The 26,496-nt window shown below is 62.2% G+C and carries 22 protein-coding genes; 10 read left to right on the top strand and 12 right to left on the bottom strand.

Features of this window, described 5'->3' with window-relative positions:
• Positions 1 to 18: 18 nt before the first annotated feature.
• The 3 genes from VGM51_09145 to VGM51_09155 all read right to left on the bottom strand — a co-directional run bounded on the left by VGM51_09145 (position 19) and on the right by VGM51_09155 (position 3,582).
• Positions 19 to 1,344, bottom strand: a complete 1,326-nt coding sequence (locus VGM51_09145; GenBank protein HEY3413208.1) for a VWA domain-containing protein — start codon at positions 1,342 to 1,344, stop codon at positions 19 to 21.
• Positions 1,345 to 1,407: 63 nt separating this feature from the next.
• Entirely contained in the window at positions 1,408 to 1,830 is a 423-nt protein-coding gene (locus tag VGM51_09150; protein ID HEY3413209.1) for an RNase H family protein, read from the bottom strand.
• Positions 1,831 to 1,869: 39 nt separating this feature from the next.
• A complete protein-coding gene (locus tag VGM51_09155) occupies positions 1,870 to 3,582 on the bottom strand; it encodes an ATP-binding protein (GenBank protein HEY3413210.1) in 1,713 nt (570 codons plus the stop codon).
• Between the two features lie 246 nt (positions 3,583 to 3,828).
• On the opposite strand from VGM51_09155, the gene VGM51_09160 reads away from it, so the two are divergent.
• Complete coding sequence (locus tag VGM51_09160) at positions 3,829 to 4,869, top strand: hypothetical protein (protein ID HEY3413211.1); 1,041 nt, start codon at positions 3,829 to 3,831, stop codon at positions 4,867 to 4,869.
• A gap of 84 nt (positions 4,870 to 4,953) precedes the next feature.
• On the opposite strand, the gene VGM51_09165 is transcribed toward VGM51_09160, so the two are convergent.
• On the bottom strand, positions 4,954 to 7,461 hold the full coding sequence (locus VGM51_09165; GenBank protein HEY3413212.1) for a beta-L-arabinofuranosidase domain-containing protein: 2,508 nt from the start codon (positions 7,459 to 7,461) through the stop codon (positions 4,954 to 4,956).
• 373 nt (positions 7,462 to 7,834) lie between these two features.
• Between VGM51_09165 and VGM51_09170 the strand changes: the two genes are divergently transcribed.
• The 3 genes from VGM51_09170 to VGM51_09180 all read left to right on the top strand — a co-directional run bounded on the left by VGM51_09170 (position 7,835) and on the right by VGM51_09180 (position 11,944).
• Positions 7,835 to 9,040, top strand: a complete 1,206-nt coding sequence (locus tag VGM51_09170) for a tetratricopeptide repeat protein (GenBank protein HEY3413213.1) — start codon at positions 7,835 to 7,837, stop codon at positions 9,038 to 9,040.
• A 1,439-nt stretch (positions 9,041 to 10,479) separates the two neighbouring features.
• Positions 10,480 to 10,887 (top strand): hypothetical protein, encoded by a 408-nt coding sequence (locus VGM51_09175; protein ID HEY3413214.1) that lies wholly within the window; start codon positions 10,480 to 10,482, stop codon positions 10,885 to 10,887.
• Between the two features lies 1 nt (position 10,888).
• Positions 10,889 to 11,944 carry a hypothetical protein gene (locus VGM51_09180; GenBank protein ID HEY3413215.1) on the top strand — a complete coding sequence of 352 codons (1,056 nt, stop codon included), beginning with the start codon at positions 10,889 to 10,891 and terminating at the stop codon, positions 11,942 to 11,944.
• A gap of 72 nt (positions 11,945 to 12,016) precedes the next feature.
• Here VGM51_09180 and VGM51_09185 read toward each other — a convergent pair whose 3' ends face one another.
• The 7 genes from VGM51_09185 to VGM51_09215 all read right to left on the bottom strand — a co-directional run bounded on the left by VGM51_09185 (position 12,017) and on the right by VGM51_09215 (position 18,052).
• Entirely contained in the window at positions 12,017 to 12,898 is an 882-nt protein-coding gene (locus VGM51_09185; GenBank protein ID HEY3413216.1) for a phosphodiester glycosidase family protein, read from the bottom strand.
• Between the two features lie 31 nt (positions 12,899 to 12,929).
• Complete coding sequence (gene aspS, locus VGM51_09190; GenBank protein HEY3413217.1) at positions 12,930 to 14,714, bottom strand: aspartate--tRNA ligase; 1,785 nt, start codon at positions 14,712 to 14,714, stop codon at positions 12,930 to 12,932.
• A 70-nt stretch (positions 14,715 to 14,784) separates the two neighbouring features.
• Positions 14,785 to 16,071: a histidine--tRNA ligase gene (gene hisS / locus VGM51_09195; GenBank protein HEY3413218.1), complete on the bottom strand. Its 1,287-nt coding sequence runs from the start codon at positions 16,069 to 16,071 to the stop codon at positions 14,785 to 14,787.
• Positions 16,072 to 16,229: 158 nt separating this feature from the next.
• Complete coding sequence (locus VGM51_09200; GenBank protein ID HEY3413219.1) at positions 16,230 to 16,586, bottom strand: hypothetical protein; 357 nt, start codon at positions 16,584 to 16,586, stop codon at positions 16,230 to 16,232.
• A gap of 210 nt (positions 16,587 to 16,796) precedes the next feature.
• A complete protein-coding gene (locus VGM51_09205; protein ID HEY3413220.1) occupies positions 16,797 to 17,150 on the bottom strand; it encodes a hypothetical protein in 354 nt (117 codons plus the stop codon).
• A gap of 217 nt (positions 17,151 to 17,367) precedes the next feature.
• Positions 17,368 to 17,622 carry a hypothetical protein gene (locus VGM51_09210; GenBank protein HEY3413221.1) on the bottom strand — a complete coding sequence of 85 codons (255 nt, stop codon included), beginning with the start codon at positions 17,620 to 17,622 and terminating at the stop codon, positions 17,368 to 17,370.
• Positions 17,623 to 17,821: 199 nt separating this feature from the next.
• Positions 17,822 to 18,052 (bottom strand): bL28 family ribosomal protein, encoded by a 231-nt coding sequence (locus VGM51_09215; protein ID HEY3413222.1) that lies wholly within the window; start codon positions 18,050 to 18,052, stop codon positions 17,822 to 17,824.
• A gap of 358 nt (positions 18,053 to 18,410) precedes the next feature.
• Here VGM51_09215 and VGM51_09220 point away from each other — a divergent pair, with 358 nt between their 5' ends.
• The 5 genes from VGM51_09220 to VGM51_09240 all read left to right on the top strand — a co-directional run bounded on the left by VGM51_09220 (position 18,411) and on the right by VGM51_09240 (position 24,579).
• Entirely contained in the window at positions 18,411 to 19,511 is a 1,101-nt protein-coding gene (locus VGM51_09220; protein ID HEY3413223.1) for a DUF1385 domain-containing protein, read from the top strand.
• A gap of 160 nt (positions 19,512 to 19,671) precedes the next feature.
• A complete protein-coding gene (locus VGM51_09225) occupies positions 19,672 to 20,763 on the top strand; it encodes a hypothetical protein (protein ID HEY3413224.1) in 1,092 nt (363 codons plus the stop codon).
• 131 nt (positions 20,764 to 20,894) lie between these two features.
• The gene (tatC, locus tag VGM51_09230; protein HEY3413225.1) at positions 20,895 to 21,650 is read left to right on the top strand and encodes a twin-arginine translocase subunit TatC; all 756 of its coding nucleotides are present in this window, start codon (positions 20,895 to 20,897) and stop codon (positions 21,648 to 21,650) included.
• Between the two features lie 67 nt (positions 21,651 to 21,717).
• Positions 21,718 to 22,164, top strand: a complete 447-nt coding sequence (locus VGM51_09235; GenBank protein HEY3413226.1) for a Smr/MutS family protein — start codon at positions 21,718 to 21,720, stop codon at positions 22,162 to 22,164.
• Between the two features lie 42 nt (positions 22,165 to 22,206).
• Positions 22,207 to 24,579, top strand: coding sequence for a DEAD/DEAH box helicase (locus VGM51_09240; protein HEY3413227.1), 2,373 nt, complete (start codon positions 22,207 to 22,209; stop codon positions 24,577 to 24,579).
• A gap of 78 nt (positions 24,580 to 24,657) precedes the next feature.
• On the opposite strand, the gene VGM51_09245 is transcribed toward VGM51_09240, so the two are convergent.
• Complete coding sequence (locus tag VGM51_09245) at positions 24,658 to 25,383, bottom strand: hypothetical protein (protein ID HEY3413228.1); 726 nt, start codon at positions 25,381 to 25,383, stop codon at positions 24,658 to 24,660.
• 190 nt (positions 25,384 to 25,573) lie between these two features.
• On the opposite strand from VGM51_09245, the gene VGM51_09250 reads away from it, so the two are divergent.
• Complete coding sequence (locus VGM51_09250) at positions 25,574 to 26,488, top strand: TPM domain-containing protein (protein HEY3413229.1); 915 nt, start codon at positions 25,574 to 25,576, stop codon at positions 26,486 to 26,488.
• Positions 26,489 to 26,496 lie beyond the last annotated feature (8 nt).

Raw genomic sequence — 26,496 nt, forward strand, 5'->3', positions numbered from 1 at the left:
CAGACGCGCGGGGCTGCGTCAGGAGCGCTTGCCGCGATCGAGGTCGAGCGACGTGCCGATCAAAGTCTTTTCCGCCGCGTTCGAGTCGCCGGCACGCAGGCTGCCGAGGGCTTGAGTGATATCCGCCGCGCGATCCGCCTGTCCGCCGGTGATCAGAATCTGTTGTGTGCGCTCGAGGTCCAGCATGGCCGTTCTGCTGTCGATCTGCTGGGTCCGCATGCCCATGAGGGTGCGTTCGAGCGTCTGCGAAGCCAGCGCCACCTGAAGCTCGGCGGCCACGCCGGTGTCTTCGGAAGCAGCGGCTTCGGACGGGTCCGCAATGAATCTCCATACCGCGTCCGCGCTGAGGCGTTCGGTTCGACCGGTCGCGGTGTTTTCAAACTCCACCTCAACCACCGCGCCGCGGAACTCTCCGGTGGGGCGCGGGCCGAAGTCCATTTCCGCCAGCAGCGTCAACGCGGCGCCCTGCTCCAGGTCCGCCACATCGACCTCGATGCCTTCCGGCGCGAATGCGAGCTTGTGACCGTAGACCTGGCGCACGCGATTCCATTTGGCGGGTTTGATTCTGAGCTTCGCGCCGCGCGCCGCCAGATTCATCATGGTCATCAGTTCGGAGCGGAATACTTCGGGCAGCAGTTCGGGGCGCGTGATGTAGTAATAGTTGCCTCCGCTGCGGCGGGCGATACCGGCCAGCAGTTCCTCGTTATACTCCGGGCCGAAGCCCAGCGCCGTAACGGTGATTCCACGCGATTTCTGTTCCGCCGCCTGCCCCACGATGCTCTGAAAATCCCGGATGCCCGCCGTCGGCTCGCCGTCGGTGAGCAGAAGGACGCGGTTGACCATGCCTGCCGATGCGACGGATGCGACCTGGTTGGCGGCCACCACGATGGCGTCATACAGGTTGGTGGTGTTGCCCGGAAGGATACGCTGGATGTGCTCCTTCAGTAATTGGCGGTTGACAACGCGGCGCGCCGGCACGATGACGTCCACATCTTCGGCGAACGTGACGATCGTGAGAACATCGCTTGGCTCCAGAAGGTCGATGATCTGCGCGCAGGCCCTCTGCACGTACTGCAACGGTTCGCCTTCCATGCTGCCGCTGCGGTCGATCGCGAGGGCCAGGTTGAGCGGCATGCGCGGGCCCCGGGCCAGGCCGCTGCCCGCCGCGCGCCACTGTACCATCAGGTGATCGCGGCTTTGGTCGGTGGACAGGAGGCTTCCGTGTTCGGGACGGCAGGTGAGGGTGAAATCGGCGCCGGGGGGCGGCGTCATCTGGGTTCTGTTGGCGTCCGGGAGGCTGGACGCGGCGCCGATAACGGTCTTGTCTGGATCGAAATTTTCCATAGTTGTTTCGCTCGGTGAATTGGGGACATCCATCAGACGCGTCCAGGAGCGATTCTGTTACGATCAGGCGCCCTGCGCCTCGGAAATGGCGCTTACGGCCAGTTTGTCTGCGCGCTCGTTCTCCGCGTGGCCGCTGTGACCGCTCACCTTGACCATCCTGAAACGGCCGCAGCGGGCAATCAGCGCTTTCGCTTCGGCAATCGCCTCCAGGTTGGCCTTGGGCTTCCACGGTCTGGTCAGGCAGCCGATGGCATAAGCGCTGTCGCTGTAGACGGTAACGTCGGCGTCGGCTGGGTCTTTCACGCGCTTCAGGGCCTCCGAAACGATTTTGAGTTCAGCGGTCTGATTAGTGCCAGGACCAAGCGGCACCGCCCACTCGCGTTCGTGTCCGTCGCATTGCGCCACGATTCCGCCGCCCGTTGGCTGCGGCCCTTTGAACTGGTTGCCGGAGCAAGCGCCATCTACCCAGAACTCGTATTTTCGCATAGAGATATAATGTGGATTCAGACCTCGGACGGGTACGCCCTACGCCGCCGGCGCCGTCGGGCCGTGGACGGGAAGTGTGAACGTGAATGTCGAGCCCTTGCCGTATTCGGAATCCAGCCAGATTTTGCCGCCGTGCAACTCCACCAGATTCTTCACCATGTTGAGGCCAAGGCCCGTGCCGGGAATGTTTTCGAAGCCCTTCGCTTTGACGCGGCTGAACTTTCCGAAGATCTTTGGCAATTGGTCCTTCGGGATGCCGAGACCCTGGTCCGCCACCGCCACCTGCACGCGATCCTCGGACGGCAGATAGGTGACCTTCAGGTTGATCTCGCCACCGTTCGGCGAGTATTTGCGCGCATTGCTGACGAGGTTGCTGACGATGCGATCCACCTTGACCTCGTCGGCTAGAACGGGTGGCGCGGCGGGGTCGATCTCCACCCGGTAGGTGTGCAGGCTGGTGTTTTCCTGGTCGAGGCGCACCACATCCTCCACGATCTCGCCGATGCGGACCGGCGCGAGATGGAGGTCCAGCGCCTTGCCGGCGTCGATCTTGGCAACGTTCAGGAGGTCGCTGATCATGCCCAGTTGGCGCTTGCAGGACTTGGCGATGATGCCGAGGAACTCCTGACGGTCCTCTTTGGTGAACATCTCCTCCTCGGGGTCCGAGAGCAGCGTTTCCGCGAAGCCCTTGATGGCCGCCATCGGGTTGCGCAGGTCGTGTGCGGCGGCGTCGATGAAGGACGTCTTGCCGCGTTCTGCATTGCGCACATCCGTGATGTCGCTGAAGACCGCTACCGCGCCGCTTGGTTCCTTGTCCTGTCCGTGAATCTGGGCGGCCTGCATCCGGAAGATGTACGGTTTGGTCTCGCCCTCGGCGCCAAGGTTGACGGTTATCTCCGCCATGCCTTCCTCGCCCTTGAGAGCGTCCTTAATGGTCGCAAGCGCCAGTTGATCGGGGATGATGTCGTCAATGGGATGCCCTACGCCCTCGTTGCCGTTCCCGTCGAGGTGGCAGATGCGGCGTGCAGACGGGTTCATTTCGCTGACGATACCGTCGCTCTGGACCATCAGCAGGCCAACGCTCACGCTTTCGAAGGTTGCCTCGTAGCGTTCCTTCTCCTCAATGATCTCCTCGAACATGCGGGCCTGCGCCAGCACCGAAGCGGCGTTGCGCGAGAGCATCGCGAGGAGTTTGACGTCTTCCGGCACGAACTGGCCGCCGAAGCGCTTGTTGAAGACCAGCATCAGGCCGGCGCGCTTGGTCTCGAGAACGCGGCCCTGCTCGTCCTTCCGCTCAACATCCAGCGGAACGATGAGGCCGTTGCGCGCGCCGAACTGCGCCAGCACCGGCGCCTCCGCGGGGTTTTTCCAGATGCGAGAATCGCCGGTCCGGAAGACCTCGGACGCCAGACCCTGCTTCGCGCTCACGCGGATGTCCGCCAGATACTCACCGGGGATCCCGAAGGCCGGTTCGCGCGCAACCAGTTCGTCCGTGCGGCGATCGTATGTCATATAGATCGCCTTTTCGGCCTGGATGATCATCGCCACCTTCATCAGGAGGCGGTTCAGCGTTTCCACGAACTCCGCCGGAGCGGTGATTGTGGCCGCAACCGGTTCTTCCTTGGCGCTCTGGTCGCTTTTCAGTGTTTCGACCTGGCCCTGTAGTTCCTTGAACTTCTTCAGCAGATCGCGGTACTTAGCCTGGAGTTCATCGTGCGGCATATCGCCGTCGCCATGTGTTATAGATGTCACAGTTGCCCTCTGTATTCGTGATTGGTGCATAAAAGGGGGGCCCTCATGGGGCACATGCGCATTATAACACGCGACCGAGGGGCGAGAGGCGAGGGCCGGGGCGCGAGCGCGTGCGGCGCCGCTCCGGGGGGTTGACAGAAAATGCGCCCCGAAGCAAAATAGGCTTGCGGTTTGCGGCGGCTGCGCGGCATACCAAGAGTGCCGCCCCGGAACACCGGCCGCAGGCGCGAGAGGAAGGTAGCTGCAATGGATACAGCATTGGATCACGGCTCGCCCATCAGTCAGGAACACGGCGCGCTTCGTGGCGTCCCGGGCCTGTCATGGGGGCGAAGCGGAGATTGCACGTTCATCGGCAGTCTCGTGGCGGCAACTTCCGTAACCCCGTTTCCCTGCCAGTATGAGGCGACGATGGGAGCGACGGGACTGGCGTTTCGTGTGAGATGGTATCAGGGGGATTCCGTGCAGCGGTGGTGCCCGTCGAGCCCCGTGGGCGAGTTTCCCGAGGAGCTTGAGGCCGCGCGAAAGGCCACCGGCTGGGCGCTCAGGGTCGAGTCTGAAGCAGACGGCATGGCGCGGCTGGCAGGCGACATCCTGTCCAGCATTACGGCTGGCCGGCCGGTTCTGGCCTACGATGAGAGTCTGAACGTTGCGGTTGTCTTCGGAGCTGAAGACGAAGGCCGCACCGTGCTGATGCACGACTATTTCCACGGCGATGAGCCCGTTCGCCGTCGCACGGCCGATCTGAAGATGATGGTAATCTTCCTGGGTGAACACTCGGAACCGATATCCGAACGCGATGGGGCGCTTCAGGGCCTGGGCATGGCTCTGCGTTTCCATCAGATGCGCCACGACCCGCCCGGCAACGAGGAAAAGGGTTACTGGCACGGCGCCACCGCGCTCGAAAAGTGGGCCGGGGACCTCGGTTTGTTCGACACGCTGACCGACTGGGAACGTGACAGCCTCTTCATGGTCAACTGGTGGAACTTCGAAGGGATGGCGGACGCCAGACTGCACGCCGCCCCGTTCATCCGCAAGGCGATTCCTCTGTTCCCGGACGCCGCAAGAGACCATTTGGAGCAGGCGGCGACCGTCTACGAAAACGAGGCCCGCAAACTCCGCGCGGTGCTCTACGGAGGGGAGTGCTTTACGGGGCCATGGACGTCCAGGACCATCAAGGATTGGACTCGCGCGACCCGGCAGGCCGAACAGGAGCTCCTGGGGTGCGCGGCGGAGGTTGAGACCGATGCCATGAAGCACATCGAGGCCGCGCTGGCGGTCCTCCAGTAGGTCGGGCACGGAGGCCCGACATACCGACAACGATGAACGATGGGCGACGAATCCGGCGCTCATCGTTCATCGTTCACCGTTTCCCTACTCCACCTGCCACTCGCAGATGCCGCCTGACCAGCCCGGCTTGAGCTGCACCTCAACCCGCAGGGCCGTCGTCTTCACACGGTTGAACGTCACTTCGTTGAACCGGTCCGGAGCGACGCCGTATTCGATCGCATTCGCCACGGGTACCCAGTTATCGCCGTCCTTGTAGAGCAGGCGCCAGGACGCGGGCAGGTCGCAGCCGCCCGATATATCGCGGTCCGCGAACCAGAACACGCGGGCTTTGGAGACCTGGGCCGGCTCGGGGAATGCAAGCTCGGCCCATTCGGACGTGCCCTTGTGGTCCCACCAGGAGAGCCGGGGATGGCCGGTATCGCTGGATTTCGAGGGCACGACTCCATCGTTGATGGCGGCCACCGAATCCAGATGCCAGCAATGCGATGCGGACGGCCGGCTTCGAAAGGCCAGGGTGGCGGGAACGGCCAGTTTGGCCTCAGCCGGCATCCACACGTTCATCGCGCCCGGTTCGCGGTTGGCGCTGGCGTAAAAAGGCACGGCGGTGAGCTCCGCTCCGGCAGTGCGTGATTTGCCGCCTGCCTCAACCCGGGCGCGGACCTTGCCGCGCACCACGGCGACGCCGCCCAGCGTGTTCGGTTCGTAATCGGCTGTGAACACCGCCTTCGGGTCGATGAAGAGGCGCCCGACACCTTGCGGGTTATCGGCCGATTCGACGCAGTAGACCACAGGGCCGCGGGTCAGGGCCACACGCCCGGTGTCGGCCTCGACCCTGGAATTCGCTTTCACCTGCCGGACCGGCATATCCATGTGGAGTTCGACGATGTCCCCGGCTTTCCACAGGCGGTGCAATCGGGCGTATCCGCGCACAATCTCGAGCCGGGTTGAGCTGCCGTTAACGCTCAGCGTCACGGCGCCAGCGGCCGGCAGGCCCTGCGGCTGATAGAGCTCTTCCCTCGATGACGCGCCCTGGCACCAGCGGGGGACGCGCACAAACAGGTCGAACTCCGCCGGCGTTTCGGTGTCCACGGAGAGGCTCATCTGGCCTTCCCACGGGTACCGTGTCATCTGCTTTAGCGTGACCTTCGTTCCGTCCAGGTCCAACGTGGCGCGGCTGCCAATGAACAAATTCACGTACGCCGCGTTGGGTTCCTGCGCGTAGATATATCCTGGCAGGGCGCCGGTAATCTTGAGGAACATCGGCGGGCAGCACGGGCAGTCGTGCCATTCCCAGCGGCGCAGGCCGTTTCCCGTGAGCGGGTTCTGGTAATAGTAGTGATCGCCGGCAAGGGCGACGCCGCCGGGAATGGCGTTGTACAGCGCCCGCTCCAGCTCGTCGATGTAGCGCGCGTCCCCGTACAGCAGGTTCATCGCGCGGTTGAAGAACCCCGAGGAGACGGCGGCGCACGTCTCCATGTAGCCGTCGTTGGGGAGGAAATAGTCCGGGCCGAACTTCTCGTCGTCGCCGATCGCCCCGCCCGCGCCCGTGATGTACATCTTGTGGTTGATGTAGCTGTCCCAGAACCGCTGGGCGGCGGCGTAGTAATCGGCGCGGTCGGTGACGTCGGCGAGTGCGGCGATGCCGGCGCAAAACAGGGTCGCCCGAACGGCGTGCCCTTCCAGCGACGTCTGTTGCGCCAGCGGCACGCGGTCCTGGCCGTAATCCCCGAAGCTCTTGTCCTTGCCGGTGCGACCCTCGTGCCGGCCGCGCGCGTCGATGAAGAACTGTGCCAGTTCCAGGTAACCCTTCGCGTTTACGGGCACCGAAACGCTCCGGACGGCGGCGGGATCGTCCCTGTACAGGAGGTAGAGCTTCACCAGGGCATCCTCGGGGCCGGAATGTCCAGGCACCACGTTGGCCTTGGGCGACGGACCGATGGTATCGCACATCAGGTTCGCCATCTTCGTGGCGGCTTCCAGAAGGGGAGCTTTGCCGGTGGCCCGGTAGTAATGGACGCCGGCCTCGATCATCATGCCCGCGTTGTACACGTCGTGCTGGCCCCGATCATCGCCGCCGTTCATGCCCCAGCGCTGGGACTGGGGGGCCATCGACTGGGTCCAGGTGTTCAGGTAGCCGACTGGGTCCTTGGCTTGCGCGGCGACGATGCGGGCGATGTAGCCGTCGATGCGCGCCTCGAGCGCGGCGTCCCGCTTCTCCGCCAGGTAATCCGCGGCGCCGGTGATCATCTCGTAGATCAGCCCATCGTACCACGGCGGACCCGCGTGCTGCCCCGTTTTACCGTCCCGCACGAGGTCGAAGTTGTTGATGGCCCCGCCGCGATCGTTCTCGAATTTGGTGAAGCAATCGTTGATCGTCACCTCGCGCCAGGTCTTCAGTTTGGGCGACCAGAACGGGTCGTCGATGCTTACCTGCGAGATGGGCACCGGCGTGAGGCGGTGCGGCTGGGCGATGGGGGCCTTTCCGGCCATGGCTTTGTCCTCCGCTGAGTATGATGAAGCCGCGAGCAGGCCCATCGCCACGCCGGCGATGGCGTTTCGGCGAATGGACCCGGTATGAACGGTAATCGGCAAAGTGGCGCTCCTCAGGGGTGTTTCCAGGGTGATTTCCCTCTCAGGATAGTCACCGTGACGGGTATCCCCAAAAACTAGGAGGAGCGATGAACGGTGAATCCTGCATTCATCGTTCATCGCTCCTCGTTCATCGTTTCCGCCCCCTCAGCCCTCTTCGGGCGGCATCACAATGCTCAGGTGCAGTTCGTCCAGTTGCGCCTGGTCCACCGGGCTGGGCGCGCCGCGTTTATGAACGCAATCAGTATATCTGATATGTCAAATAGTTGACAAGCAGGCGGGGGGGGGTATAATTCATATGAGCCAAACTCTTCTCGCGCGAAGTGACCACCAAGACACGCCACCGAGCGCCATGCTGTTCGCGAGGAGGTACGTCATGCAGTCTCGCTTGGGCCGTTTCGCGGCCCTCTCCCTTCCCCTTCTGTTCGTCTGCCCCGTCCGCGCGCAATCCGTTGACCCCACAGTCGTAGCGGCGGATACCGCGTATACGGCTAAACGGTATGCGGAGGCCATACCGCTCTACCAGCAGGTCGTCGCATCGAAACTGCCCGACGGTGTTCGGGCGCGCGCTCAGTTTCAGATCGGCTGGTCTTACTACAACTTGGACAACCGGAAGCAGGCGCAAGCCGAATGGGTGGCTGCGGCCGACAAGTTTCCCACCCAAGCTTCTTACGCGTGCAACTCTCTGCTTCGAGCAGGAAACAGTGCTGTTGGCGCTAAGGACTACACTTCGGCCGCGACATATTACCAGCGGGCTGCCGACACCTACACAACGGCGGCGGAAGCTCGCGAATTCGCGATTCAGGCTCGCTGTTGGCTCGGCAACGTCCACCTCAGAATGGCGGAACAGACCAAGCTCAGGGAATCCCGGACCGCCCTTGCCACGGGATCGGTCACAACCGGCGAGGAAATCTGGAAGCAGGCCGCGCCTGACTTTCACGCTGCGGAGGATGCATACTCGCGCGTGCTGAAGGACTTTCCTGAAGCGGGAATACTCCGCGCAGAAGCCGAAATGTTGCTTGTATCGCTGAAACTGGAATATGCGATTTACGGACAAGGCAACTCTTTTGAAGACGTGATCGCGGCTGCGGGCGCTTTCTTATCGAAGTGGCCGGACGACTCCACGCGATGTCCCACGGTCCTGATGATGCGGGCCGAATCATGCTTCTGCATGCGGCGGTACGACGCTTCCATTGCCGACATCACTACCATTCAAACGACGTATGCGGCTACGGCGAAAGAGTCCCTCGGAACATCGCAGTTCTACATGGCCCGTTGCTATGAGGACATGCATGATTGGGCGCGAGCCCTGGCCGAGTACACCAACTACCTTGAACTGGCTGTCCCATCATTCAATGAACGCCTCCTGCATTCGCAAGCCCAGTTTTTTACGGGACATTGCCTCCGCGGATTGGGCAAAACCGCGGACGCTGCGGCAGCGTATCAGAAAGTCATAGATGACTATGCCGACTGTCCCATCGCGCGAAGCGCCGCGATATACCGTGACGATCTAGCGGCGGAACTCCAACGCGATGGGATTCTCCAACCCACTCTTGGCGCATCGGAGGGCTCGTCAAAATGACGCCACGTTATCTTTTCGGCTTCCTGCTCCTTACAACGATCCCATCGTCCGCTCGTGCTGGTGCCAGCGGTCACTGGGAGTATCCGCCAACATACAATGCAGTTTACTGTCCGAGCACGACCTCCATCCCTCCCGGCGGCAAGATCGTCTTTCGGGCTAGAAAGGACTCGTGTTCGAGTGGCATTCCCGCCAAGGACTACGACACGTATTACGACATTTACAACCAAAAAGTGGATCCGCCGTTGCCGCAATCCACTGAAGATGAGACGTTTACGGTCACATGGCTTGTCAATGGCGTGGAGGTTGGAGCAGGCACGGACTACGAATGGACCGCTCCATGCGACCCCGGAACGTATTACGTGTCCTGGACGCTGTCGAACAATAGGGTTTACGGCGATCCAAGAAAAGATCCTCCGGTGACGGCCGCCCTCGGAAGCGTGACCGTGACAGCCTTACCATCTGTGAATATTGTGAGTCCAGGTTGCGAAGGTGAGTTTATAGCCGATGACCCAAACACCACCGAAGATGAGGCACGGGTAAAGGCCTACGTCACAGTTCCGGCGGGTGACAGCGTCTCTTTAGTGCAGTTGTGGGTGGACGGATGGCCTGAGGCCGACATGCATTATGTTAGTGATGCTTCCGGGGGCTTCTGGATATACGAGTGGCCCTTACCGATGACCCTAACGGGCGATCACGTCTTAACGGTGATGGCTTACAATAGTCATAGTTGCACAGGATCCACGTCGAGACACGCATTCCTCAACCCTGAAGTCCACACAGACACTATATCGTTTGCCGGATATTCGCTTTGGAATCGCGAGGACGGGGATGAACCAATAGAGGCGCCACAGTGGCACGTTACGAACCAGACGTACACAAAACCTTTTGCCTATCAGGCGGGATCGGGCATATCACCGAGTGTCCAAATGGTTACTACGAACGTACCAGGTTCAGTCTGGTCACGTTACAAAGTAAGGGGAACGTGGAAGAACTCGGCTGGATCCGTGATCGGAACGCCATATTCGACGACGGTGGACACGCCTTCTCCTGTCGCATTTCCGGCCTCGCTGGCGCACTCCACTACAGCACCCAACCTAGTTATGGACTACACGCTGGACCAGTCTTACGACTTCTATGTTCGCAAGTGCGATGATAGTGATTGGTGTTGGGCTGGAGCGACAAACACATCTCACCCTCAAGTGTTCTTAACATTTGGGGAGCCGCTTGGACCATGGGGCACGAGCACTAACAATGGGCCGCGGTCATGCTGGACTAGCGTACTTAGTCTTGCATGCCAATGGATGCCTGAGACGGGGTATGCGAACCCCGGTGGGAAGTTGGATGCGCGAAAGAGAGTTGCAGATCAGGCATACAGCCAGGCGTGGACAACCTACACTGACCAAGGGACGAACTACGCGCGGGGAAATGACACGTTCGATATGACCACCTTCATGTTGGGCAACACTTCCGATTGCCAGGACATGTCGTGCTGGTGGATCAAGGTTTGCAATAGCCTCGGGATGAATGGGCAGTTCGTTATCATTACGGGGGGCCAAGAGGGTCTGCGCACGCGACATATCCTTGCGGTCGGAAGGAGTACGTGGGGCGCCGAAGACTGGGGCTTCCATCAAGTCGGATGGTATAGCAACGTATTCGACGCTTGCCTGAAACTGAAATGGCCCCCGTACGGCCAAAACGATCCAAGCCGGGTGCCTCAAAACGAGGACCTCTACGGGAATTATGAACGGGATTTCTGGGATCGTTACTACTACAACGAGGCAAGCTGGACGATACCGCAGTACGTGTACCCAATCAGCCTCCCTCATACTTTGGGCCAGGTGAAGTGAAATGAATGGACTAAAGAAAAGAGTCTGGGTTTGTGTGGTTGTGGCTGGCACGGCATTGGCTGCTGTGACGCTGGTTTGCGGTGGTACATTCGTGGCGGCTGCGCCTCCTCCCAACTGGAGTGTATTTGGCGCGTTACTCCTCGGGCGCGATGAGCTTCCTTGGGATTGCATGCTAGACGCAGTCGAGTCAGGTTCTACTGTGCATTCAGCCTGCTTCGCATCGCTGCCCGCTACCCAAGTCGTTCACGAGGGCTGGCGCACCGTACCTGCCAGCAACGGTCGCGCCGAGAATCAGATTCAGATATCAATCGCATGTGCGTCTACGCGTGAGGATGCCGTTAGTGGAGTTGAGGCGGAACTCAAGACCGTGCCAGCCATCATACCGGAAGTGACTGGTGAGCCTTATTTGTTACCGTTTGCGGACCGTGCCTGGACGAAACACTCCGCGAGTAACGTCGCGACGGAAAAATTCGCACGCGTGCTGTTCGTAAGGGGTACCATTGCGGTGTCGGTCTCGGTATACAGCGGTAAGGGCTTCGCTGGTCGTTATGCAGTTGAGCTTTCGACCCGTCTTGGGACGCGGATTGATAGGTATTCTAGCAACAAGCAACTGCCGTGTGGTGAGTTTCCCGTATCGGCGGCGGATATGGCCTGCAATCCGTTCGTCACTTGGCAAGCCACTCATGTGCCTGCACCTAGCGGAACGGTTGGGGCGGCCATCGCGATGAAGGCGGGAAACGGTCTGCCCCGTCTGGTAGCCGCATTCAAGACCGGCTCGGGTGAGTTGATTGTTCCGTTGCGCCAGCTACTCGGCGTAGCACAGCCGGGCACATACGTCAAGACTGGTGTTGGAAGGGTCTCCTTCACCGCTGCCGGGAAGGCTGTGGTGCTGGGCGCCACGCGGGCAGGTACCGTAGATGGCGCAGCCGTTAATCTACGGGCGGCTCCAATTCTACAGGGCAAGGAACTGATCGTGCCGGTGACCATGCTCGAAGATGTCCTCGGCCGGAAGGTGACTTGGTCGACGCTCAACAAGATGCCTCTTGCGAAGATGTAGATCAGCCCGCCACACCCTGGCCGCTTCACGGTGCGCCCTCGATCTCGGCATTCTTCCAAGATCGAGGGCGCTCTACTTTGAAAACACAATGAACGCGTGCGGCACCGGCCGGATGCGCGGCGGATTCCCAGTGCTTACAGCTGCTGCGGCTCGGCCCTTCCACATAAGGCAGGTGCTCAGACCCGAGTCCAGAAGCACTCCTTGCACCGCGCCAACCTTGGCCATTGCCTCCGCGAACCTGAAGCTGCTGACCTCCTCGCGTGTGGCGAACAATAGCATTCGGCCAGCGGCGTCCACGCCGACTGCGGCCCGTGGTCGGAAGTCCATGGCGGTGGAAACGAACGTGTGGCGAATAGTCGGAACATCGGATACCTTCCCGTTTCGAACGAGCCAGCCGCCGCCGACAAAGGCATCCTGAACGTCCGGGACGAGGCTCCGCAATACCTTGATACTCGTTCCCATATCCGGTTCGAACGGCATTATCCTCAGTGATTTGGTGCCTAACAACACTATCGGCCGGCCGGAGCACTTCAGGTTGACGTACAGATGCGAAGGCGCATAACGCTTCCCGCTGCCGCTCAACGCGGGCCCCACGATGTTGTTCCGCGCGTCGAAGAATGTTCCGTTCAGACCGCCGATCCCATCCACCATTTTCACCCACGAAGCGACCGATCTGTTTAGTGGCCCAAACGCAGTACGTACTCGGCCTCCCCTGATGAGTGTGTAACGGTAGCCCTGAATCGTGACCCTTTCGAAGCGCGGCGGTGGGAAAACGAGTCGGACGATGCTTGCTTGGGAGGGGGAGATAGGTGCTTGGTCGTCACCCTTTTCAGGAGCCTTGGACCCCGCGGTGGCGGACAGCACAGCACAAGGGACGGAAGCTGCGGCAAGGACCAGCACAGTCGCGCGGGAAGCGGTGAACGATGAGTAAAATCGGCGCAAAGCTATCGTCATCGTTCATCGCTCCTCGCTCAGCCCTTGCCCCTCAGCCCTCTTCTGGTGACATCACCACGTCCAGGTGCAGTTCGTCCAGTTGCGCCTGGTCCACGGGGCTTGGGGCGCCGGTCATGGGGTCCTGGCCGGTGGTGGTCTTCGGGAAGGCGATGACCTCGCGGATGTTGTCCGTGTCCAGCAGCTTCATGATCAGGCGGTCGATGCCTGGTGCGATACCGCCGTGGGGCGGCGCGCCATACTGGAACGCCTCGATGATGTGGCCGAACCGCTCCTGAATGGACGTGTCGTCGTAGCCCATCAGGTCGAAGATCTTCTTCTGGATGTCACTGCGGTGGATCCGGATGCTGCCGCTGGCCATTTCGGCGCCGTTGCACACCAGGTCGTAGGCGTTGGCGCGCGCCTTGCCGGGGTCTTCGTCCAGCCAGTGCACGTCCTCGTCCTTCACGCTGGTGAATGGGTGGTGCTCGGCGTCCCAGCGCTGGGTGGCCTCGTCCCAGTTGAACATCGGGAAGTCCACCACCCAGGCGAACATCATCTGGTCCGGGTCCATCAGGTCCTTGCGCCGGCCGACCTCGAGGCGCAGCGCGCCCAGCGTCTTCGCGACGACGGCCTTCGAGTCCGCGACCACGAACACGCTGTCGCCGATCTCGGCGCCGGCGGCGATGCGGATATTCTCCAGGTGTTCCACTGTCACGAATTTGAGCATACCGGACGACGGCGTCTTGACCCCTTCCGCCGTGTACGCCAGCGAGACGAGGCCCTTTGCGCCCTGGGACTTGGCGAAATCCGTCAGGCGGTCGATATCGGCCCGGCCGATGCTCGCGCCGCCCGGGTAGCGCAGCGCCTGGATGCGCCCGCCGGACTCCAGCGTGCCGTCGAACACTCGGAACCCGCAGCCGCGAAGGATGTCGCCGATGTCCACCAGTTCGAGGCCGAACCGGAGATCCGGCTTGTCGCTGCCGTACTTGTCCAACGCCTCGGCGTGGGTCAGCCGCAGGAAGGGGCTGTTGATCTTCTTCTCGCTGACCGCCGGGATCATCTCGGTGTACAGGCCCTCGATGATGCTGAGAACATCCTCCTGCGTTGCGAATGACATCTCGAGGTCCAACTGTGTGAACTCCGGTTGGCGGTCGGCGCGCGGATCTTCATCGCGGAAGCACTTGGCGATCTGGAAATAGCGCTCGAAGCCGGCGACCATCAGTAGCTGCTTCATCTGTTGCGGCGACTGTGGCAGCGCATAAAAATGGCCGGCATAGAGGCGCGACGGCACGAGGTAGTCGCGCGCGCCTTCCGGCGTGCTCTTGATGAGGATGGGCGTCTCGACTTCGATGAAGTCGCGCTCGCAGAGGTAGTCCCGCATGAACTTGATGACCTTGTGGCGAAGGAGCATGTTGCGATACATGGACGCGCGGCGCAGGTCGAGGTACCTGTATTTGAGGCGGAGGATTTCGTCGCTGGTGGTATCGTCCGCGATGGGGAACGGCGGCGTCTTGGCGGGGTTGAGAATCTCGACCTTCGACGCGACGATCTCCACCTCGCCGGTTGGCATATTGGGGTTCACGTTTTCGGGCTCGCGCGCGATGACGGTGCCGGTCACGCTCATCACGTACTCGGGCCGGGCTTCGTCCGCAGCGTTCCGCGCGTCGGCCTGTTCCTCGTGCGCCACGGTCTGTACCAGCCCCGTGCGGTCACGCAGGTCGATGAAAATGACTCCCCCGTGGTCCCGGCGCTTCTGCACCCAGCCATTGACCGTCACGGTCTGGCCGATGTGTTCCAGCCGCAATTCGCCACACCAAATCGTTCGTTGAGTGTACATAGTCCCCCCAGCCCGGGAAATGAGGAAACGGGGAAATGAGGAAACGACTTCGTCCCATTTCCCCGTTTCCTCATTTCCTCATTTCCACAATCCGTTTCGCTGCCGCCACCGCTTCGGCGCGCGGCACGGTGTGCTGCTCGGCGACCGCCATGTCGCGCAGCGTTACGGTCCCGTTGGTCAGCTCATCCCCGCCGATGAGGAGGACCACCCCGGCGCCGGCCTTTCCGGCGGACTTCATCTGGCTCTTGACGCTTCGATGCAGCGGGTCGAACTCCGCCGCCAGCCCTGCATCGCGGCACTCCTGGCACAGAGCGAAGACCTCGCCTCGCGTTTCGTCGCCCGCGGCCACCGCGTAGACATCCGCGGTATCTGGGACCGGCGGCGTCACGCCGGAGTCTTCCATGGCGAGCATCAGGCGCTCGATTCCCATCCCGAAGCCGATGCCCGGGGTGGGCGGCCCGCCCAGGGCCTCGACGAGACCGTTGTACCGCCCGCCGCCGCCGATGCTGCTCTGCGCGCCCAGTCCGCCGTGAACCCACTCGAAGGCCGTGCGCGTGTAATAGTCAAGGCCGCGGACGAGCAGCGGATCGACTTCGAAGGCTATGCCCAGCCGATCCAAATGGGACTTCACCGCGTCAAAATGCGCTGCGTTTTCCGCCGTCAGGTATTCCTGGATGCGCGGCGCGCCGGCCACGAGCTCGCGGTCGTTCGGCGCTTTGCTGTCCAGGATGCGCAGCGGGTTGGTCGCCAGCCGGTTGCGGCTCTCTTCGGTGAGATCGGCGGCGCGGGGCGTGAAATAGTCCACTAGCGCCTGGCGGTAGACCGGCCGGTCCTCCGGAGAGCCAACGGAATTAATCTTGAGCACAGCGCCTTTGATGCCCAGTTCCGCATGGAGGCGGCAGCCGAGCGCGATCACCTCGGCGTCCGACGCCGCGTCGCTGGGGCCAAGGACCTCGATGCCCACCTGGTGGTGCTGCCGGAACCGGCCCTTCTGGGGGCGGTCGTACCGGAACATCGGCGCGATGTACGCCAGCTTCACAACCGGTGAGTCGGCGATGAGTCCGTGTTCGATGGCGGCGCGGATCACGCCGGGCGTGCCTTCGGGTCGCAGGGTGAAGCTGTCGCCGCCGCGGTCCGTGAAATCGTAGGTTTCCTTGGTGACGATGTCCGACGTCTCACCGCTTGAACGGTGTGTGATCTCCGAACTCTCGAAGAGCGGCGTGCGGATCTCACCGTAACGGTAGAGGCGGCAAACGCGGCGGAAGGTTTCTTCCACGCGCAGCCAGGCGCCTACCTCGGCGGGTGTTACATCGTGTGTGCCCCTCGGGGCCTGGAACTTGAGATTTGTGTCGGCCATGTGGGAATCCATGCGCGAAAGGCCCCGGAATGGGGCCTGCAGGTCACGTACAGGTTAACGCGCTGGAGGGTTGTGCGGCAAGCGGGAGGGTGTGCGGGAGGGGGAGAGTGGGTGAGGGGGCGACGCGGCCTCGTAGCGCGTGCGCCTACCCCGCGAATTCATTCGCCGGGGCGAGTCCGCTTGTCTTTAGTTTTCTTGCGCCTGTCCAGGTACACGTCAAGCCGCACAATGACAAACATCCCTGCGGCGAATGTTGCGAGGTCGATCGCTAGGCGCGGCAGGAACGGAATCGGCGGGTTATGCGAACCGAATTCGGATCCCGAACCGACGAACGCGAGAATCCACCACAGGTAAAGAAGACCCGGAAACGAAAGGAAGACGCGTAGGGAAGGGCTGTTTCGAGTACGTGGCAAAGCGAAGCACAAGAGAAGAACAAACAGCAACATTGACGTCGCCGTGAGTAGGTTGAGGATCGAAAATCTGTCGGCCCACCGCTCCGCAATCATGCGCATCATCGAAGACACCCCCTAACATCGAGACCGCTGGAAAGCAACCGTTAAGTAGAGTATGCCCTCGGACGCGGGAGCCGCACCATATCGGACCCACTGAATGAATTCAGTGGCTGACCGGCGAATGTCGGCTAAAGCCGACTCCCGCCCGCCGCAAATGTCGGCTTCAGCCGACATTATGGCAGGCAGCCATCGATTTCAGTCGGTGGCGTGGTGTCAGTGTTGCGGCGCCTTTGCGCTGGTTCTACCGGTGAATTTGGCTACGGTGAGCGAGATCAGGCTGATGACGACAAGGCCGGATATAAGGAAACACAGGTTGACCGCCAGACCCATCCAGAGTGCAATCCCGGGGTGGTGATTTCGGAATTCCCGTCCCGAACTAAGGCAGGCGAACATCCACAGCCACAAGACGAGTAGCGTTGGGGTAAGAAGAACACGGAGATATCGAGTCGGGCGCAAACTCGACAACAGGCCAATCGCCAGGATCAAGCAAAGCCATTCGAGAATCGCGTCGACCACACTGCTGACAGCGAAGAACTCCGCCCACCGGTCCGCAATGACATGCATCATCGAAGTAACCCTCTACACCGGTACCGTTGGAAAGCAAGCGTCAAGTAGAGTATATCTCCCGCACCCGCGATTCGCGCCACACACGCTGCAAACTGCTGAGGCTTCCCCGGCCCACTGAATGAATTCAGTGGCTGACCCGCGCAATGTCGGCTGAAGCCGACTCCCGCCCATCGCTAGCGTCGGCTTCAGCCGACATGGTGGCAGGCAGCCATCGACTTCAGTCGGTGGCCTGGCGCGCCGGCGAGTGTTCCGCGGCAGGTTGCGCATATCTTTCCCGCACCCGCGTTTCGCACCACGCCTTCTGCGAACGGCTGAGGCTTCCACGGCGGTCGATTTGATCGAGGATACGAAGCGCGAAATCGAGCTTGGTGCCCTCTTCAGCCTCTTCGTCGAACCAGGCGGTCATGTCCTCGATGTAGGACATTGCGGATTCGCATTCGCGCAGGTCATCCGGGGTCAGGTCCGTATTCATAGCATGCGTGAAGGCCCGCCACTGAACGACCATTTCACATGGAGTTCAGCGCCGGGCCCGATTTCAACTCTGGCTGATGATGACTCAGCAGTCCGATACCAGGAGCCTGGTGAATCACCGAGTCATCGAGTGAATGAGTGAACGTGTCAATATGCTGGCAGCCATCATTGACTCGTTGACTCATCGACCGATTGACGCATCAGGCGGCTGTGGGGGTCTGTAGGCCGTGAAGGCTCTTGCCGGCCTTGAGGCACTTGGCGCAGGCCAGAACGCGCTTCTGATTACCACCGCCGGCGGACACGTGCGTCACCTGGAGGTTCGGCTCGAACCAACGGTTCGTTTTTGGGGCACGCTGGGCCCACGCGGAGTGGCGGTGGCGATGGCTGCGTCCGGCCATCGCGCCCTTCCCGCAGAAATGGCACTCTCTCATTAGAATATCGCTCCTTCATCCACGCGGCCTGCGTTACCGTTGCCGGCCGCACCAAATAACTAAATGAACTGCATAACCCCGCGGCGGGCGAAACCCGACGGCGCTCTCACGCGTTAACATCCGCGGATGAGGTTGTGCAAACCATTCCATAATACCATGTTGAACGCCCCTTCGGCAAACGGAGTTGCAGGGCTGAGGGGATCGGGCCGAGGGCTGAGGAGTGTAGGCGCGATGTCAGGCAAGTGGACGTCCTGGGCGAAGCGGAGGATCTCGTCGTGACGCGAGATGTTTCGCTGCGCTCAACATGGCATTACCTCGGACCTCACCTCTCAGCCCTCAGCCCTCAGCCCTAGAAACTATGGATACACGACTCCCAATTGGATACATCGCAACGAACGGCGTGTGGCTCGAGCCTTCGGACTCTCTGAGCCATGCGGTCGATGTGCTGGGCGATTCGCCGTCCGGCGCCGTGCCGGTGCTTGAGGGCGGATCGCTCTGCGGCCTGGTCTCCGATCGCGAGGTGGCGCGGGGTGTACTGATGGGACCCGCGGCGACCGTGGGCGATGTTATGACGCGCGCGGTACCCATCGTCCCATCCGAAATGCCGATTCAGGATGGCCTTGCCCTGTTGGCGGAAACCGATTTTCCGGCGCTCCCCGTCGCCACTCCGGAGGGCCGGTTTCTGGGCACGATCGGCCGCGGCGAACTGCTGCGGTCCATCTACCTCCGCCGCCGGCCAAAGCAGATCGGAGGGATGGCGACGCCGCTGGGCGTCTACCTTTCCGACGGGACCTTCAGAGGCGGCGCCAGCGACATCGCCCTGGTCCTCACGGGGGTCTTCCTCTTCATCGGCACGGTGGTGTCGATGGGTCTTTCGGGGCTGGCGGCCTGGGCATGGGTTCGGCTTGGCCTGCCCCGGGTGTACACGCAATGGGTGTCGACGGCTGCGTGGACGCTGGCGTTCGCTCTCTGGTTCCGGCTCTCGTGGGTTGCGGGGTATCACGCGGCGGAGCACCAGACCGTGCATGCGATCGAGCGGAACGAGGCGCTGACGCTTGAGCGGGTCGCGCAGATGCCGAGGCCGCACCCGCGCTGCGGGACCAACCTGGTTGTGCTGGCATCGGTATTCGTCACAATGTACGCGTGGATGGGCGTGGATCCGCTGGTGGCGGGCATCATCAGCCTCATCATCTACCGGTTTCTCGGCCACTGGGTTCAGTTGCATATCACCACCAAACCGGCGACGCGGCGGCAGCTGGAATCGGGAATTCGCGCCGGCGAACAACTGCTGGAACGATACCAGGGCGGCGCGCCCCCTGCACGCTTCGGGGTATTCCACCGAATCTGGAATATGGGCCTGGTGCAGGTGGCTATCGGCAATATCGGCCCTACGCTGCTGCTGCCGCTGCTCGCGCCGTACGTGCCCTTTGTCGAACGGCTGTTGAGATACCTACAATAACGAACCGAAGCGTCACCGCTGGGATTCCCGTTCCGTCCTACGGGCGTCCCGACCCGGTGCAGACAGGCACGCGGCGTCGCTGTTTCTGTCGTGGCCGGAGCGTACCGCGCCCGCACCCGTGACAGCCCACCGGAAGACACTTTTGAGGAGAACACCTTTCATGAAATGGACACGCTTGGCGACGGCCGCCCTGCTCGTTGCCGCTGTCCCCGCGCTGGCTCAGAACGTTCCCGTTCGTATCAGCAAGCCGGCGCCGGAACAGACTGTGCGCGGGAATGTCCCAATCGTCATCAACGCCGCCGCCGTGCCCGACACCGGGTACATGATCGTCGAGATCAACGACAAATTCGTGGCGGCCGTTGCGCCGGAAGCCGGGCAGAGCACAGTGAAGTTCTACTGGGATACCAAGGCTCCTCTGGCCGATTCCGAGGAAGCGCCGCGCGATGGTCAGTACACGATCCGCGTGAGGACCTTCACCCCGGATTTCCGCTTCGCCCGCAGCAATGAACTGAACGTTTACCTCCGAAACCACATCAGCATCCCGGCGAGCAAAGGCGTGAACCTCCGTTACATCTATCGCCCGGATGACATCATCACGCTGGACGAGAAGGTCTCCGCGAAGTCGGCGGGTATGGATGTCTACGCGGCCGACGTCCCCGTGACCCTTGAGGTCGGAGACGTAGCCAACGGCGTCGCCGAAGCGCGCGAGAAGATTGCCCGGAACGCCACGGAGTCGGTGACCGGAGCCCAGCAGGTATTCGCCGCCGCCGGACGCTCCTATCTCGTGAACCTGCACTCGAACGGTGTGGTGACGCCGGGCCCGAGGATGAAGAAGGCCGGTGTGGAGCCGGTTTCCTCGCTCCTCACGTTCCCGTCTACCCCGGTTCGCGTGGGGGACACCTGGAGCAATTTCCTCACGATCACACCTTTCTACAACGGCGTAACCAGCGCCCAGGTGTCCGCGAACCACAAACTCACCGGCCTCGAATACTACGGCGGCCGCCCCGCGGCGAAGATCGAATCCAGCATGGACGGCGACGCCAGCGTGACGCTGCAGGGAGTCTCCTCGAAGATACACTTCAAGGGCACCAGGATAACTTACTTCGATTACGTGAAGGGCCGGCTTCTGCACTCCGTGGATACGCTTTCCGCCGATTTCGGGAGCGGCGCGGGTAACAACCCCGTGGCCGGCGCCGGTAGCGGGGCGTCCGGCGGCGCGCTGAATATGACCATCGTCACGGCCGCCAAATAAGCATCGGATCGTCACAGGGACACAAAGGCGCAAAGGGCTTCACCTTTGCGGAGCCGGCCCGTTCGGAGCCGGTCAAGCCGGGCGAAGCGCCCGGTCTCCAGAGCCTTTGTGTCCTTGTGTATTGAGGCACCATGGCCAGTTCGCCAGAAAAGATCAGGAAGCAGCGGGTCCCGCGTCACGAACGCGAGATGGAAGTGATGGAGCACCTGTCCGAACTGCGTGCCCGCCTGCTCCGTTCCGTGGGCGTCATCGTCGCGGCTTGCTTCATCGTCTGGTACTATTACAACCCCATCTACCATTTCTTCACGCAGCCGTTCGTCCACGAGCTGTCCAAGCACGGCGGAAGGATCATCTTCAGCAACTGGCTGGAAGGCTTCTTCGTGCGGATGAAGGTCTCGGTGTACGGCGGGATTGTGGTGTCCGCGCCGTTCTGGATCATCGAGCTCTGGGGGTTTGTGGCGCCGGCGCTGACACCGGAAGAACGAAAACCCATCCGTTTTCTGGCGCCGCTGACGGTAGTGCTATTCGCCTGCGGAGTCACTCTGGCGCACCTGGTGCTCCCTCTGGCGTTTCGATGGGCCATGGCCTACATCCCACCGGATGTGCAATTGCTTCAGCACGTGAACGACTACATCGAACTGCTCGCCAAGATGTATCTTGCGTTCGGGCTTTGCTTCGAGCTGCCGGTTTTACTGATTTTCCTGGCGAAGGTGGGGATCATAGACGGCGCCCTGATGCGTCAGTACTGGCGGCAGGCGGTGATGGTTATCATGATCGTCGCGGCCGTTGTGACCCCGAGCAACGATCCGGTTACGATGCTGATGTGCGCTGTGCCGATGGCCTTCCTTTACCTGATCAGCATTGTGCTCGTTGAGAGGATGACTTGACGCTTCCCGCCCGCTTCCCGCCCATGGTACCCGGCGCGATGGATTCCGCCGAAAGAAACCACGTCCAATGAAGCAGATCGACCTTCACGGGATGACCTGGGCTGAAGCGCGCGAGGTTGTGGTTGAGGCGTACAACGAATCCGTCCAGGATGGCTCGTTCGACACGCTGGATATCGTTCATGGATACGGCGCGAGCGGGCAGGGCGGCAAGATGCGTCTCGCACTGCGCACATTCCTCACAACCCACGGTGTTTTCTTCCATAGTGGCGAGACGCTCGACCGCAATCCGGGGCACACTCTGGTCGTTCCCGAAGTGCCCCTGCCGGGCGTTCCCGACCGCCTCCAAATGGATGTCCTCCGATATTGCGAAACCCCGAAGACGAGGGAGCAGATTGCCGGCAAGTACCGGCGCAGCGGCGCCCCCGCCGTCGATGCCGCGATCAAGGCTCTCGTCGGTTCGAAGATGCTGCGCGTAATCAACGAGGGCAAGGTCAGGAAGTACGCGGCCGGGTAGAACGCTTGCGCTTGTGCCGCGTCCCGCGTCCACAATGAAGCCGTGGACGTTACCCATTTCCTGAACACCCTTCGCGGCTCGCGGGACTACGCGGGCCAGATCGCGCATATCGAGGAGATCCCTCCGCGCGGCGCCGCGTTCGCAGACCTCGACGCGCCTCTTGATGAGCGACTGCGCGACGCGATCCGGCGCGCGGGCGTCCACCGCTTCTACTCGCACCAGGCGGCCTCCATCAACGCGGCGCGCTCCGGCGAAAACGTCGTCACCGTCACGTCTACCGCCAGCGGAAAGACGATGTGCTATAGCGTCCCGGTGCTGGACGATCTGCTGCGGCACCCGAACCACCGCGCCCTGTTCATCTTTCCAACCAAGGCGCTGGCGCAGGACCAGTTGGCCAAACTGAACGGCCTGCATCTGCCCGGCCTCGTGGCGGCGACGTTCGATGGCGATACCCCCCGCGAAGACCGCGCCACGATCAAGCGCTCGACCGCGATCCTGCTGACGAATCCGGATATGCTCAGCGTGGGCATCCTTCCCTACCACGCGTCCTGGGCGGCATTCCTCCGCAACCTGCGCTATATCGTCATCGACGAAGTCCACGCGTACCGAGGCGTTTTCGGGTCTCACGTGGCCAATGTGATGCGCCGTCTGCGGCGCGTCTGCGCGCGCTACGGCGCCAAACCGCAGTTCCTGTGCAGCAGCGCGACCATCGCCAATCCGGAGGAACTGGTTCGCCACCTCACCGGCTCAAACGCAACGCTGGTCGATACCGACGGCAGCCCCTCCGGCGCGAAGCGCTTCGTGTTCTGGAACCCTCCCCAGATCGGCTCCGGGGAGGCCGGCCGGAAGAGTACCAACATCGAAACGACCAACCTCTTCGCGACGCTGGTTGAGGAAGGTATCCGGACGATCGCTTTTGCGCGCGCCCGGCAGACCGCGGAGATGATCCTTCGGTACACGCGTAACGCCCTGCAGGTGTCCGGCAGCGATCTGGGTGACCGGATCACGTCCTACCGCGCGGGGTACCGGCCGGAAGAGCGTCGCGAGATCGAACGGCGGCTGTTCAACGGGGACCTTCTGGGTGTTGTCAGCACCAGCGCCCTCGAATTGGGGGTCGATATCGGCGGATTGGATGCCTGCATCCTCAACGGCTTTCCCGGCACGGTTGCCAGCACTTGGCAGCAGGCAGGCCGCGCGGGCCGCGGCGCTCACGAGAGCCTCGCGATCCTTGTGGCGCACGACAATCCGCTCGACCAGTTCCTGATGAGCCGGCCGGATTACTTCTTCGGGCGCTCGCACGAGCATGCCATCGTGGACCCGGACAACCTCCATATCCTGCGCCCGCACGTTCGGGCCGCCGCGTACGAACTCCCACTGGCCGATTCCGACGCAAAGTACTTCGGCCTGGGGATGGCGCTGGTCGTGAAGGAGTTGGAGGAAGAAGGCCAGGTTCGTGGGGTGGGCGCGAGCCTTGAACCCCAGTCTCTTTCCCCGGGCGAGAGGGGTTCCGTGGATGTGCGCGCGGGCTCGCCCGTTCGCCCGGTGGCGCCCTCACCCGCTCGCGGCGGTCCGTGGGTGTACTGCGGTGGCACCTATCCGGCCGGGGATATCAATATTCGGTCGGCTTCCGGCGACCAGTTCAACATCGTGGAGAGCCCCTCGCGCCGCGTGCTCGGGACAGTGGAAATCGAGAACGTGTTCTTCACGATTCACCCCGGCGCCGTGTACCTTCACCAGGGCGAAGCCTATCTCGTGGAAGTGCTTGATATCGACAACAAGTGCGCGTGGGCGGCGCGGTCGGATGTGAATTACTACACTCAGCCGCGGGAAAGCAACGCTGTCGATATCGTGAGCGAGCAGAGCCACCGTCGCGCCGGCCGCACGCAGTCGTCATTCGGGACCGTGACCGTGACGAGCCACGTGACCGGCTACCGCCGGAAGCAGCTCTTCACGGACAGCGTGCTGGAAGTGGAGGACCTGGACCTGCCTCCGCTCACATTCGATACGGAGGCGCTCTGGTTCGTCATACCGTCCTGGGCCCTGAAGGAACTGGAGGCGGATGGGGTGGACATCGCGGGCGGCCTGCACGCCATCGAGCACGCAACGATCGGGCTGATGCCGCTGTACGCCATGTGCGATCGCAACGACATCGGCGGCGTGTCCTACCCCCAGCACCCGGAACTTGGCGTTCCAGCCTGTTTCATCTACGACGCTCACCCAGGCGGCGTCGGCATCGCGGAACGCAGCTATGACATGCTGGAAAGCCTCCTCAAGGCCACGCGTGACTGTATCGCCTCGTGCACCTGCGCGGAGGGGTGCCCTTCGTGCATCCAGTCGCCGAAATGCGGCAACAACAACGAACCGCTCTCCAAGAGCGGCGCCCTGCGGATACTGAACGTGGTATTGGGCGAGTGAGGTGATGAGGAAATGCGGAAATGAGGAAACGAACCGGGTGGGATCGTTTCCTCATTCCCTCATTGACTCGTTTCCTTGTCAGGGTCGTTTCGGATTCGGCGGGGTCATCGGCTGGCCGCCGGGGGAGCCAGGGGCTGCCGGAGGAGTGCCGCCCGGCATCATCGCGGGGCCTCCGGGCATCATGCCGGGGCCTCCGGGCATTATCCCGGGCCGGCCGGGCATCATCCCGGGCCCGCCAGGCATCATCGGCTCGAACTTGGGGGCAAGCGTCTTCAGTTGTTCGCGCTGCGCGGCCGTGAGGGTTGTGCGATAGAGGGCGGTGAGCCTGAAGTCCGCCATCATGTCGTCGCCTTCCGCTTTCTTGAGATCGCGAACCCTGGCTTCAATCTTGGCGATGTCCGGCGTATCGGTATCGGCGAGGGTTTGGAGGTCCCGCCGGGTGTTCATCGTCTGCATGCTGCGGTCCATCCGGGTCTTCTGGTCGGCATCCCGGGCGTCCTGAATGGTCTTCCACTGGGCGTCGCTGACCTTCAGTTCTGCCTTGTTCGTGCGAATCGTCTCGAACAGATACCAGGCTTGATTTCCCATCGGAGCCATGTAGTGGCCGGGTTGCATCGGCTGCTGGAAGCCGGGCATGGCGACGGGTGTCGGCGGCATTGGCGGCATCGGAGGCACCGGCGGAACAGGCGGGGGCGGCTGGACCGCCCGGGGCGGTGTTGGCGCCGCGGGCCGCATTGTCTGCGCGCCGGCGACGGTTGCCGAGAGCGCGCCCAGAAGTATCAGACTCCAATGTAGCGGTTTCATATTACCTCCTTGAGAGTGGTCACACCACTGAAGACGCGGGTGAACCGTCAGGGTTCCGTCGCGCTGAAAGCAGCGTTTCGACTCGCCGGTGAAATCGCCTCAAACGCACGTGGAACCCGGGCGGGCCGGAATCCGTAAATCATTGTATAATGTAGCCGTACACTTGGGCGACCGAACGCTCAGAAGCCATATGCCAACCATTTCTAACATCATCAGGGCGCTTCGCAAACCCTTCTGGATTTTCCTGGCGATGACGCTCGCCTCGCGAGCCTCCGCGCAGGACGCGCCTTTTCCCAAGACACGGGATTTCGTGAACGATTGGGCGCACGCACTGAATGCCGATGAAATACAGCGCCTGGGGGACCTGTGCCGCAATTTCCAGACGGCGCATGGCTACCAGATGCTGATCGTCACGCTGCCGACGCTCAACGGCGAGGATATCAACCACGCGGCCACGCGCTTCGGCAACGAACAAGGCGCCGGCCGCAAGGGAGCGGATACCGGCGTGGTCATCATGCTGGCCATGCAGGAGCACCAGGCGTATATCGCAACAGGCTCCGGAACCGAGGCTGCCCTGACCGACGCGCGCGCCGCGAGCATCTGCCGCAATACGATGCGCCCGCTCCTGCGGGAAGGCCGAACCGGAGATGCCCTCTATACCGGCGCTCAACAGGTGGTTGATGTCATCGAGGGCCGCGGCGAGAGTGTACCGATGCCGCTTGACGAACCCGGCGGGGGCCGGCACGAGGGCATCCCGTTCGGGTTTCTGCTTTTCGGGATCGGCGGCTTTGGTGGCATCGCCTGGCTCGCGGCGAGAGCCACGTATAAATGCCCGCGTTGCGGCCATTGGATGTCCGTCACGAGTGAGGTCATCCAATCGCCGGGGCTCCTGTCGAACGGGTACGGGATGCGCACCCGAAAATGCCCGTCGTGTGGATTCACAGACCAGTCCCGCTACACGATCTACCGGAGCAGCGGTTTCGGAGGGGGCGGCTGGACCAGCGGCGGTTCGAGTGGCAGTTCCGGCGGCGGATGGTCGGGCGGCAGCGGGTTTTCGGGCGGCGGCGGCGGCTTTGGAGGCGGGGGCGGCGGCTCAAGCTGGTGAGGAGATGA

It is taken from the genome of Armatimonadota bacterium (assembly GCA_036504095.1).
Taxonomy (GTDB): Bacteria; Armatimonadota; DTGP01; order JAKQQT01; family JAKQQT01; genus DASXUL01.